6 protein-coding genes are annotated in these 12,726 nt (G+C 41.4%); 1 reads left to right on the top strand and 5 read right to left on the bottom strand.

Going from position 1 to position 12,726, the window contains the following annotated elements:
- Nucleotides 1-435: 435 nt before the first annotated feature.
- The gene (locus ACL6C3_RS24030) at nt 436-648 is read left to right on the top strand and encodes a DUF6464 family protein (protein WP_413161780.1); all 213 of its coding nucleotides are present in this window, start codon (nt 436-438) and stop codon (nt 646-648) included.
- Between the two features lie 72 nt (nt 649-720).
- Here ACL6C3_RS24030 and ACL6C3_RS24025 read toward each other — a convergent pair whose 3' ends face one another.
- The 5 genes from ACL6C3_RS24025 to ACL6C3_RS24005 all read right to left on the bottom strand — a co-directional run bounded on the left by ACL6C3_RS24025 (nt 721) and on the right by ACL6C3_RS24005 (nt 12,662).
- On the bottom strand, nt 721-2,247 hold the full coding sequence (locus ACL6C3_RS24025) for a peptide ligase PGM1-related protein (RefSeq protein ID WP_413161777.1): 1,527 nt from the start codon (nt 2,245-2,247) through the stop codon (nt 721-723).
- 282 nt (nt 2,248-2,529) lie between these two features.
- The gene (locus ACL6C3_RS24020; protein WP_413161775.1) at nt 2,530-4,128 is read right to left on the bottom strand and encodes a glycosyltransferase family 39 protein; all 1,599 of its coding nucleotides are present in this window, start codon (nt 4,126-4,128) and stop codon (nt 2,530-2,532) included.
- Between the two features lie 484 nt (nt 4,129-4,612).
- Entirely contained in the window at nt 4,613-8,008 is a 3,396-nt protein-coding gene (locus ACL6C3_RS24015; protein ID WP_413161773.1) for a response regulator, read from the bottom strand.
- 153 nt (nt 8,009-8,161) lie between these two features.
- Nucleotides 8,162-12,106: a GAF domain-containing protein gene (locus ACL6C3_RS24010; RefSeq protein WP_413161772.1), complete on the bottom strand. Its 3,945-nt coding sequence runs from the start codon at nt 12,104-12,106 to the stop codon at nt 8,162-8,164.
- Between the two features lie 70 nt (nt 12,107-12,176).
- On the bottom strand, nt 12,177-12,662 hold the full coding sequence (locus tag ACL6C3_RS24005; protein WP_413161771.1) for a chemotaxis protein CheW: 486 nt from the start codon (nt 12,660-12,662) through the stop codon (nt 12,177-12,179).
- Nucleotides 12,663-12,726 lie beyond the last annotated feature (64 nt).

Below are 12,726 nucleotides of genomic sequence, written 5' to 3'. Positions count from 1 at the left end.
GAAATAGAGGGTTAAAAGTTTGATTAACTTTTGATTTAAGTTACCCTACTTTTGAGGATTGCAGCCCTCGCTACAGACGGGTTTGACCCCGAATATTGGGATCTTGTGGTTTGCAAGACCTGTTTTTAAGTTTTAATGGATAGTTTAATATACTCAATTGAATCTTCGCCGAAGGGACTGATTCAAAACGTATTCGGTGAAACAATACCATCACTCCATTAAACCAGTTTTTCGGGGCTTGTCCGGATAGGACTCACATCGAGTGAGACTCGGACGATGAATTTGATTTTTAGCCGTCTGAGGCGAAATTTGATTGAATTCGGTCTGAATCCAACTCTAGTCTAAAAAAATGTTAAAATTTACCCTAACTTGATTGATCCCAGATCAATCGGCGTAGATGCTCACCGGGTTGCCAATTATGGGAGAGATCTAAAGATGAGCAATAATATCGGTATGAACCGGATGCGGTTGCAATCCTACCATCAGATTAAACGTTTTCTAGAATATCACGAACAGCGTCAGCGCATTTTATCGAAAAAAATAGATAAGCAAAAAACTTGTCGATATAATGCGGGTTCGGCTTTTTTACTCTGTGCGGTTAATCCGAGTGGCCCTTGTTCGGAGTGCAATCATTACCATCCTAAATGATTTTCTATTTTAAAATTATCCCCTGATGAGTCATTCATTTAGGGTTTGGGCCGGATGAATTGAGGGGTTAATCTATTGGGTTTCTCGATCTAAAACTTCAACGACTTGGTTATAAATTTCTTGGGCTTGTTGCGGACTGTTTCCAATACAAGTTAATCCGAGTTTGCCAAATTCTGATAAACATCCCATTAGGTGAAATACGGTTCCGGTTTCGGTACTATTATCAAAATGTAAGCCGTGATCGGCGACAATATCCATTAAATCATCGGGCAGTAATCCTTGATAGTGGGGATGGGTTAAATTGTCGGAAGCGATGTAAAATTTGGGTTTTCCTTGCCGGCTATAAAATAATCCGGTTTGCTGATTATAACATCCATTGGTTAACAGTTTCAAGGTCATAAAAGGGTGAGTTGTTCCGCCCCGACGCAGGTTGATTTCTATGGCGTAAATCTCCCATTTGCTAGAATCTAAGTTGTCTTTAACGGTAATAAAATCTAAAGCAAATCGTTCTAAAGCGCCTTTTTGAGCCAAATTAATTCCGACTTTTTCTCCCATTTCCTGCAAACGCAGTCGGTACGCTTCATCGGCCGGAAATCGACATCCTTGAAAAATTTGACCGTCTGGGCCGCCCAGAATTTGGTCGTGAGTTGAGAGAATTTCGACTTTTCCGTTGGGATGAATTAGACATTGAACGCTCGGCGATCGCTTGAGGTTTCCTTCGATAAAGGCTTCTACAATTGCCCCTAAATCTAGAATGCGATCGCTGAATTTTTCCCAAGTTTCATGGGGGGCTTGAAACCGCAAAGTGGGGAGGCGATCGCGAATTAGGTTTAAACGTTCTGATCGGGAGATTTTCGGAGTTTTTGGCAAATCTAACAGTCCGTTTCCTTCGCCGGAAAATCCTTCATTGAGTTTAACAACGACCCGAGTTAATTGGGGCTGACGTTCCCACAAATCTGTTGTGGCTTCGACTAAATCTTCTACTGAAAAAACTAAAGAACTGCCATCGGGATGAGGGATATTACACTCGGAAAAAATTTGCCGACTTCCGCTTTTGGTTCCCCAGTAAAGCAAATCGGGATCGCAAGCTAATAAAGGAATTCCTAATTTAACCGAAAGTTCCCGTTCTCTGGCTGTAGAATTGTAGCAAACCATGTAAGATTGTTTCGGACGTAAAGCATTAGCAATTCGTTCGATTAAACGGGGACGTTTGAGAATTTTTTCGCACAGAGACAGGGGAGAAGCATCGTAGGTTGAAAAGAGTAATAGGCGATCGCGAGCGTGAGAAAATGGAATTCCGGGCATTAAATGTAAATAATAATCAATCACACTCGGATGGATGGGTTGAGAGGTGACATAAATCAGCCGCATTCGGGGGTTTCGCAAGCGAATTAAGGAAAACAGCAACCGTTCTTCGTACTGATGAACGCCGGGAATTTTCTTCAGTTGTTGTTGGTCGAGAGACAAAGAAGGAATCACCAAAACATCGTAATCATCTAAACTGAGTCCATCGGGAACTGAGGCTTGCTGACGGAGTTGATTTTGTAGAGTCTGAAATTGTTTAATAATGTCTTCTGAAGACCGATTAGATGCTGACATAGAACCCCCCATTTTGTCTTAATCCCTATTTTGATCTTACTTGATCTGCTGTCAGAAAATGTAGTTTTCGACAAAAATCTCAAACAATTGCTTTATGTTTCTTCTCAAATGTTGAGATGAGAAGCAAGAATGGATGATGAAAGTTTAATATAATCTCCGATGAATCGATTAGAATTATGTAGGGGCGGGTTCTAAATCCTCTCTGACACCCACTATTAAATTAAAAAAACCCGCCCCGCCTCCACCAACACCCATTAATCAACCAGACATGGTATAAGTTGATTATCGACGCAGTTTCCAAAGTCCTCCCGGTTCTAAGATCGATTCTAATTGATATCCTTTCTGTGCGAGGGTTTCTAGCAGGGGAGTTGAGGGTCGCAAAGCAAAAAGGGTTGCATTTTTGGGAATGACAGATAACTCAGGTTTTTGACTCATCAAGATAAATTTTACGTCTTGATCCAGTAAATAACTCAGGGATATTGTTTCTCCAAAATTGATGTAATGTTCTCCTTGATCGGTGATAATATAAGGAGAATTAACCCGATTAACTTGGCTGGCTATTTCTGGATTCCAATAACTTGTACTTTTAGACCACCAGGTTTTTGAATAGGCGCTCAAACTACAAGAAATGAGACTCAAAGTTAGACAAACTGCTAACATTCCTCGCCACAAACGGACCCCATCAACTAATGAAAATCTGCCGCTATTGATATGAGTTGCAAATAAATAAGTTACGGCGAGTAGGATACCGGGAAAGCAAGAAAAGAGATAGCGAGTTACAGCAGATCGTTGACCTCCGAGTAACAAATCGGGTAAAACTAAAATGATAAAAGGTACGAAAATACAGGTGAGGATAAATTGTCGAGTCAGGGGGGGTGTTTTGAGACAAACTTGATACAAACTGACGAGTATTAGAATGAGAAAAGGGAATCTTAATAGGTAAGTCCAGGGGTTATTAAATCCAAAATCAATATCGATAAAAACTGACGTAAAACTCAGCATCCAATATTTGCTCAAGTTTAAAAATGTCATTGGACTTTTTGTCCAACTGGTTGTGTTTAATGCTCTTTGAAGATTGGAGAGAATGACATAAATCCAAGGACTAAATAAAATAAAACTGATCGCCGAAGCGAGGATAAATTTTAAAAGTAAACGGGGGGGGTATTTTTTCGACTGAATTGAAGAACTCAGAAGCAAAATATAAGCGCCTTGAGCGATAAAAGTTAAACCAAAAAAAGGATGAGTATAGAATCCTAACGCGCAAGCTAAACTATAAAGTCCCCAAAAAAACCAACCGGTCGAACGAATTGATTTCAGGAGTAAATAACTGCTACAAAGAATAAAAACAGTGAGTAAACTATATTGTCGTGCGGTTTGAGCGTAGAGAATTTCAACGGGAGATAAAGATAAAAAGGCTGTGGCGAGTAAAGCGGTGAAATGAGAACCAAAAAGTTCCCACGCTAAAGCATACATTAAAGGCAAGGAAAATAAACTCAATAATGCGGGTAAAAAACGAGAGGCTGTCACCGAACTTCCAAAGATTGACATCCAACCCCGAGCGAGAAGATAGTAAAGCGGCGAATGCTGAGGATCGTCGGTGATTAAAGAATTAATCGTATCTTGAAAGGTGCTTTCGGGTTTAATCGTTTGATACTTTAAAAGTTCGGGGGCTGCAATAATTTGATTGTTGAAAAATTGGGGATAAATTTGGCTGAGAGTGTAGCCAGAAGTTCTCAGGTTTGTGAAGACTTCATCGTGCCAGAAAACCTTCCGATCCAGTTCTAGAAAACGAAAAACGACACCCAAAATAATGGCAATTGCTAAAAAAATCACCAGATATCGATGCCGAGTCCCTGTAAATAACTTATATCTAGAGAACATTTTTCAATCACAACTGATGATGAATAATGACGGATCTCAATCCCGTCACGTTTTTTTGTGAGCGGGTATTCCTGAGAATTGGATATTCCCTGACATCAAGTCTGTTTTTTATAAACTCAAGTTTCAGGAATTCAGCTTAGTGTATCACATTTTGGCAGATGAATATATAGGGGTGAAGGGTTTTTTTGGTCCCTTCCCCCGTGTTATACCAATTCTTTATGAAGCTGCATCTAATTGATCCCCCCTTAATCCCCCAATCCCCCCTTGATCCCCCCTTAAAAAGGGGGGTGGATGGGTGGCGAAGCCGGGGGGATCATAAAAAGTTGCATGATTATAAAGAAATGGTGTTAGAGTCTAAAGACGCTAGAAACCCCGTAATTTTTGTTAAAGGGGTTTGTTGATGTGAGCGCGATCGCGACTGCTGAAAACTACTCAATTTTCAAGCTGTAAAAGCTAGAAAAAGAATTGCTGAAAGTTTAATTGATTAAACTTGACTCATTTCTAGGTGTTTCTGCAAAATTAGCATTAATTCTTTTTCATTCCAGGGTTTAGTAATATAGTCATTTGAGCCGAGTTGTTTGGCGAGTTGACGGTGACGGTCATTATTCCGAGAAGTGAGAATTAAAACCGGAAGGACATCGGTGTTAAATTGGCGGCGACAGTGAGTTAAAAATTCAAATCCGTTCATTTCTGGCATTTCTAAATCACAGATAACAATCTTGACTTTCTGATGCTGTTCGAGTCGAATTAATCCTTCTTTTCCATTGTTGGCTTGTAGAACTTCATATCCTTCTTTTTCTAACATTCTAGACAAGGATTGACGGGTTGTAATCGAATCATCAATCACCAAGACTGTTGATTTTTTAGCGGGTTTAGATGCTTGTCTGTGGGGTAAGATTTTAAGCTGACTAATCGAAGATTGTCGTTGATTCCAATAGGTTAATAACTCTGGACTATCAATTACAGGAACTAAACGACCATCCCCCAAAATTGTACAACCGTAGAAATAGGAGGGCGGTGTCAAGATTTTTCCAAAGGGTTTAATTGTTAAGTTTTGTTCCATTAAAACTTGGTCTATTTTTAAACAAACCGTCTCCAGTCCTTGGGAGATTAATAATAGAATTGAGTTTTTATTTGCGCTGAAATTACTTGTTTTTGAATCGTTTAACTGATTGTATTTTTCTGAAATTCTTAGTTGGCTTGAATAATTGTAATTCAAGAAAATTGACTGAACTAACGGTATTTTCTGACCGTACCAGTTATAAAAGGATTGTTGATTTTCCGTGATAATTTCTTGGGGAGTAGCGGAAACAATTCCGGCTAAGGTATCTAGAGGAATCGCAAATAAACGTTCTGAAATTTCAAAAACTAATAACTTGGTAATTGTTAACGTCCAAGGTAAACGAAGGGTAAATGTTGTTCCTTTTCCGAGTTCTGACTGAATGCTAATAAATCCTTTTAAAGATTCAATTTGAGTCCGAACCGCTTCCAAACCGACTCCTCGACCGGATAAATCACTCACTTTTTCCCGAGTTGAAAAATCAGGATAAAACAAAAATTCATAGATTTGATTTTTAGAAAGTCGTTCGGCTTCTTTACTGGAAATAATCCCTTTAGCAATGGCTTTTGAACGGATTTTTTCTAAATTAATTCCTTGACCATCATCTTTAACTTCTACATAGGTATAGTTTCCCTGTTGATAGGCTTTAATTTCTATTTTTCCCTCCTCAGGTTTTCCTTGAGACTGACGAACTTCTGCTTCTTCAATTCCATGATCGAACGCATTTCTGACCAGGTGAACTAACGGATCGTATAACTTCTCTAAAACGGCTTTATCAACTAATGTATTTTTCCCGGTTAGTTCGAGTTTGACTTGTTTTTGCTTGCGAATTGATAAATCTCGAATCATCCGGGGAAATCGATTTAAAAGTGATTCCACAGGTAACATTCGAGTTTCTGTGAGATGTTTTTGTACTTTTTGTAGGGTTTGTTGTCGTTTTTTAATGATTTGCTGACTTTGAAGGGTCAACCATTTCATATCATACAGAACCTCTCGCACTTGATCGAGTTCTTCTAAAGTCTTTTGAACTAACAGGTTAATTGATTTAGAGACTTGTCGGTATTCTTCGGGATTTTCTCGCGAATTAGAACGATAAAAATCCGTATAATTTTGGGATTTTACCAAAGACTTTCGCAACTGTTCCCGCAGGGTTTCTAAGCGTTCTAAAGCGGTTTGAGATTTTTGATTATGCAAGAGAAAACTATTGTCTTGGGTGGCGAGTTCCCCCACTAAATTGTTAATTAAATCTAACCGACTGACATCTACACGCACCCCCAAGGAAATTTGAGGAGAAACAGGAGAAGCAACGGGAGTGCGAGAGACTTCTTTTGAAACTTCTTTAACTTCTTTAATTTCTTCAACTTCTGCAACTTCTTCAACTTCTGCAACTTCTTCAACTTCTTCAATTTCTGCAACTTCTGCAACTTCTTCAACTTCTGCAACTTTTGAACTTCTATTCGTCAGTATAACTTTTTGTTCTCTCCAAAACTCAGCTAAGGCGAATACACCAATTTTTAGATGAGATAAGGGATCGGTTTCCAAAGCTTCTAAAGCGGTTTCTGCGATCGCATTAAACCGAGGTAAATTTAACATATTCCCCAGAGTAGCAAACATTTCGATCTGGGTTTGTAGTTCGGCGGTAAAATTAGATTTAGGTGTAACTTGAGAACCGTTTGAATCAAGTTGTTCTTCGTCGTTTGTTTCAGTCTCCAGGTGACGATATAAAACAGAAACTTCGCTCAATTCTGAGGTATTTTCTAGAGAAAATCCGAGTTGAATTTCGAGTTTTTGTAAAATCGGTTTAATCTGATTGATAGCATCTAAATTCGGTAAAGTACCGGATTCTACTTGCTCTAAAAGCGGAACTCGCAAACTATCAAACGCTTGTAATAAAACTTCGCGGAATTCGGAAGGATTCAACTCTGGAATTTCTTCGACAAAAATATCTTCTTCGGGAACGTCTGGAAGTTCGGTTAGCGAAGATTCTGGAAAATCAACCTCATTTAACTGTTGAACTTCTTCGGTTTTAATCTTTTCTTTTGGGGTTTGATTTTTGCTAAACTCAATTAACGCCTGACTGACTTTTCCACCTTCAATGCGGTCGCCTTCTAAAACAGCTTTTTGTCCGCTCCAAAGGTCAGTTAACGCAAGTTTTGTAATCTCTGAATATAAATCTGGATAACGTTGTAACGCCTCGATAGTCGTTTGAGCGATTTCCGTAAATCCAGATAAGTTTAACATACTCCCAAGCGTTGCTAAAACCTCAAATTGAGCTTGAAGTTCTTCTTGCAAATTAGCCGGAGGAGAAGCTAAAATCTCTTGAATACGACGCAAACTGGCGGGAACTTCTTTGTCAAAAATAAACAGCGTCATATCACTTTCCATCGGAACTTCGGGAAGTTCTACCGCTTCTTCGAGGGGAATTCCGAGTTTTGCTTCGAGGTTTTCAAAAATCGGTTTGGCACGATTTATTGCCGTTTCTTCGTCGCAGGAACCGGTTTCAATTTGTTCAAGAATTGGCTCTCGTAAACAATCAAAAGCTTGTAAAAGTAAATCTTCTAATTCCAGATCAAAAACCGTATCTTCTGGATATAACGCTCGAATTCCATTTTCCAATTGATGAGCAATTTCTTGAATTCCCATCAACCCAACACAAGCGGCGCCGCCTTTAATTGAATGAGCCGCACGCATCAGTCCGTGAAGTTTTTGAATATCGTGGGATTGAGAAAGGGTCATTAATCCCTGTTCAAGACTTTGTAACAGTTCTAAGGATTCTTGAACAAAAAATTCGTAAGATTGATCTTGGGTAATCGTTGACATTTTAAGTTTAAATAGATTAAAATTAGACGGATTGACGATTTATAAAAAGAACGGAATTACAGTTATCAGTAGCACGGTACTTGGTCACTGTTAACTGATAACTGTAAACTGTAATCAACCCGCTCTTACAGGATATTTCCCGGAAACCAAAAGTTAACTATTCCCGATGTTGCTTTCGACTTTAAACTGAGAAACCCCAGTTTGTAATTCACCCGCAACATTCAACAAACGAGTAAAAGAATTCGCCACTTGCAGGGATTGTTCGGAAGTCGAACGCGCAATTCCAGCAACTTCTTTAATCGTCTCAGAAAGTTCTCCAGAAGTTTGAGCTTGTTGATTAGAAGAATCAGCAATTTGTTCAACTAACTCGCGAATTGAATGACTCACCTCAACCAATTCTGTCAACGTTTGACGAGTTTCTTTCACCAACTGAGTTCCCATCATTACCCGCTTTAAACCGACTTTCATCGCCCGAACAACTTCATTCGTTTCGGCTTGAATTTCCTCAACAATTTGTTCAATTTCTTGAGTCGCTCCCGCCGATTGTTCCGCCAACGTTCTCACCTCAGTCGCCACCGTTGCAAAACCCTGACCATCCTCAGCAACCCGCGTACTTTCAACGGAAGCATTCAAGGCTAAAATATGCGTTTGATTGGCAAACTCATTAATCAAATTTACCACCCGAGAAATCTTGGTACTCGCCTCTCCCAAATTCTTAACTTTTCGAGCGGTAATATAAACCGTTTTTTGAATCGATAAAATACTCTCAACGGTGTCATTCATCGCCGCATCACCCTGGCGCAAAATCTCAGAAGCCGAACGCACTTTTGTTTGAGCGGACTGAGCATTTTCAGCCACAGCGCGAATCGAATTAGCCATAATTTGAATTTGATTGAGAGCATTATTAATCGCCTCAGCTTGGCGCAGGGCATCATTAGAAAGCTGTTGAATATCCTGTTCGCTTCCAACTGCGGTAGACGTCACCACATTCGCCCCAGATTGAACTTGTAAAACCAAGCGTTGTAAACTCTCAATGGTAGCATTAAAAAAGTCAGCAACCGTTCCCATTACCCCTTCAGAAACTCGCGCCCGAACCGTCAAATCTCCATTAAACGATTCTTCAATATCACTCAAAAACGCCTCAATTTGTTCTTGTAACTGTTCTTTTTCCTGTTGTTGTTGAATTCGCGCCGCTTCTGCAAACTGACTGGCTTGTTGAATTTGAGTCAACAATTGCGCTTGTTCGAGTGCATAACCGACTTGCAACGCCACTTGTTTAAACGCTTCAACTTCGGCTGCCGTCCATTGTCTCGGATGAGAACATTCATGCACACCCAACAAACCATAAAGTTTTTGATTGACAACAATCGGCGCCACAATATTCGCTTGAACTTGCCATTTTTGAAGCTGTTCTTTATGACAATGACTCAATTGAGCCGTCGCAATATTTTCGGTAACTTGTATTCTGCCTTTGCGGTAAGATTCGACATATTCAGCCGGAAAACAAGGAACATCCGTTTCCATTTCAATGATTTTCAACCAACCCGGTTTAACCGCTTCGTGAGAAATTTCCCCCTCCCAATTTTCATCAAACCGATAGACAACCACGCGATCGGCTTGCATCAAAGATAAAGATTCTTCAACGGTTGTCCGAAAAATTTGTTCGGAATTGAGTGATTCCCGAATCCGAGAACTAATCTGACTCAAAACCCGTGCTTGTTGAGTCGCAGCCCGTTGTTCTTCCAGTAAGAAAGCCTGATCCAAAGCGTAGCCAATTTGAATCGCAATCTGCCGAACTAGCTCAATTTCGTGAGACTTCCACTGACGAGTCTCCGAACATTGATGAACAATTAATAACCCGTGTAATTTTTGTTTGGCAATAATCGGCGCGACAACCATCGCTTTGACTTCGTAGGTTTCCATCTGGCCGACTTGACATTCGCTCAATTCGCCCGCATGAACATCATTGACAACTTTAACCCGTCCTCGATAATAAGGTTTAATGTAGTTTTCTGCCAAACAAAAATCATCAACGGGTAATCCAATCGTTTTTGTTAGTTCCGCATTCACCGATTCAGCGACAATTGTTCCCGTCCAATTCGGATTAAATTGATTAACAACTACCCGATCCACCCCAAGCGTCTCTTTAGTTTCTTCAACAGCCGTACTCAAAATATCATTGTAATTGAGAGACTCGCGAATTCGAGAACTAATGATATTTAAACGGCGGGCTTGTTCAGCCGCATCCTGCTGTTTTTGTAATAATAAAGCTTGGTCGAGCGCCAGACCGACTTGAATCGCCAATTGTTTGGTAAAATTAATATCTGACTCGCTCCATTTGCGCGGCCCGGAACACTGATGAACGATCAACAATCCGTGCAGTTTAGTTTCGGCAATAATCGGAGCAACAATATTTGCTTTCACTCCCCAAGGTTCGAGCATTTGAGCATAACATTCGGCGTGTCCCGAGTCTTGAAAATCTTCAACCGTGCTGACCCGACCTCGAAAATAGGGCTTAACGTAGCTTTTGGCAAAGCAAGGATCGGCAATTTGTTTCCCTAAAATAATCGGCCATTTACTCTCAACCGATTCGGCAACAACTTTCCCTTCCCAATCCGGACTAAATTGGTAAATAATCACCCGATCGGCTTTCAGTGCATCTCGCGTTTCTTCAACCAGTAAATCAAAAACTTCTTCCGGGCTGTAGGAGTTGCGAAATTGAGTGGTGATTTCGTTGAGCAGTCGGGCTTTTTTGGCGGTGGCTTGTTGTTGTTCGAGGAGATAAGCTTGATCGAGCGCATATCCCAACTGTACCGCCACTTTCTGCATCAGATCAATTTCCAATTCTGTCCAGGCTCTCGGCGCCGAACACTGGTGAGCGATCAGCAATCCCATTAACTTCCGGTTGACCAAAATCGGGGCTACCAGATTGGCTTTCACCCCAAAGGGGGCGAGTTGATTGAGGTAACATTCGGTTAATCCCGCCTCAAAAATGTTTTCGGTGGCGGCAACCCGTCCCCGCAGATAGGGCTGAATATAGCGTTGGGCAAAGCAAGGATCGTCGATTAAAGCGCCCAAGGCGGTGGGCCATTTACTATCGACAGACTCGGCGATCACGGTGCCTTTCCAGTTGGGATCGAATTCGTAGACTAAAACGCGATCGCTGGCCAAAGCCGCCCGGGTTTCTTCGACAGCAGTGGCTAAAATCTCCTCAACTTCAAAGGATTTGCGGATTTGAGCGTTAATATAGTTGAGTTGTTGGGCTTGTCGGGTGATGGATTGTTGTTTTTGCAGCAGCAGGGCTTGGTCAATGGCGTAACCGATTTGAGTCGCCAGTTGCCGGAAAAATTCGATTTCCGCTTCTACCCACACCCGAGGCTGGCTGCATTGATGGGCGATAAATAAGCCGTAGAGGTAGCCGGTGGGGTTGTCTGCGGTTTTGACGAGGATGGGGGCGACGAGGTTGGCTTGGACGGCGAAGGGTTCGAGTTGGGCGATATGACAGTCGGTGAGTCCCGCCTCGTAGATGTTCGGGGTGGCTTTGACCCGGCCTTTCTGGTAGAATTCTACATAGCGATCGGCAAAACAGGGATCGGCGATTTCCGCCCCAATTGCTGAAGGCCATTGGGGATCGACGGATTCGGCAGTAATGGTGCCTTTCCAGGACGGATCGAAGCGATAGACGACGACGCGATCGCTTTGCAGGGCGGCGCGGGCGTCTTCTACGACGGTTTGACAAATGCTTTCGACGCTGAGAAATTCCCGCATTCGCGAGGTGATCAGGTTGATCAGTTCGGCGCGTTCGGCCGCGGCCCCTTCTTTTTCGATCAGGCCTTGGAGTTGATTGATCCGATACTCGATATTTGAGCGTAAGGTGCTTAATTCTTGCGATAGGGCGGTGGTTTTGGCTTTGAGTCCCCGCTGTTGGGGAGCATAAACCGATTGGGCTTCTGTATCGATGACAACGGGTATAATGGCTGAGTTATCTTTTCCGTTGGATTGAGACTTGGATGAGAGTCCGTTTTCGGAGTATAAGGAGTTGGAGTTATTATTTGAGGAGTTGTTAGAATTGGTTGGATATAAAGGTGAAGCTGTCATGGTTAATGGGTTAATAGGGGGAATTCAAACAAAGACGTTAAAAATCAAGAAGTTTTCGGGTTATTCAATTTTATAAACCGGGAAATGAAGCCGCATCGAAGACGAATAAACGTTCGCCCTGAGAATTGATCCAAGAGCCTTTTATACAGCTTGTTCTAGCCGGATTGTTGGCAACCGATTGGGGTAAATCTACGGGATAGGATTGGATTTTTTGAGGTTCACAACTGATAATTTGCCCGACTTGTTCAATTAAAAAGCCTATATTTTTTCCTTGAATTTTGACTTTTAATATGCTACAACTCGATGATTTCAACTTGGATGTTAGCAAGGGGTCGAATCCCATCCAATAGCTGAGATCGAGCGCCCATAATACTTCCCCTTGCCAGGGAAAAACACCAACCACCGCCTCGGACATTTGAGGAATCGGTACAATTTCATGGGGGGCGATGTTGATAATTTCAACTAATTGTTTGGTGGGTAACATCGCTTTGAAATTGGGTGCGATCGAGAAACTGAGAAAGTTTTCAGTTTCTAGAAAAGTAGAGATTTCCGCCATAAGAAGTCAGAATGAAACACAAATTTTTCGGATTTTCTCACTTGATATTCTTTAAAAAAATTTC

It is taken from the genome of Capilliphycus salinus ALCB114379 (assembly GCF_047276495.1).
GTDB classification, from domain to species: Bacteria; Cyanobacteriota; Cyanobacteriia; order Cyanobacteriales; family Microcoleaceae; genus Capilliphycus; species Capilliphycus salinus.
Note: the sequence above shows the minus strand (reverse complement) of the source record. Positions and strands in the feature narration are given on the sequence as shown.

Coding starts and splice junctions, on each gene's coding strand:
- ACL6C3_RS24005 (WP_413161771.1), bottom strand. CDS start 12,662: ATGGCGGAAATCTCTACTTTTCTAGAAACTGAAAACTTTCTCAGTTTC.
- ACL6C3_RS24010 (WP_413161772.1), bottom strand. CDS start 12,106: ATGACAGCTTCACCTTTATATCCAACCAATTCTAACAACTCCTCAAAT.
- ACL6C3_RS24020 (WP_413161775.1), bottom strand. CDS start 4,128: ATGTTCTCTAGATATAAGTTATTTACAGGGACTCGGCATCGATATCTG.
- ACL6C3_RS24025 (WP_413161777.1), bottom strand. CDS start 2,247: ATGTCAGCATCTAATCGGTCTTCAGAAGACATTATTAAACAATTTCAG.
- ACL6C3_RS24015 (WP_413161773.1), bottom strand. CDS start 8,008: ATGTCAACGATTACCCAAGATCAATCTTACGAATTTTTTGTTCAAGAA.
- ACL6C3_RS24030 (WP_413161780.1), top strand. CDS start 436: ATGAGCAATAATATCGGTATGAACCGGATGCGGTTGCAATCCTACCAT.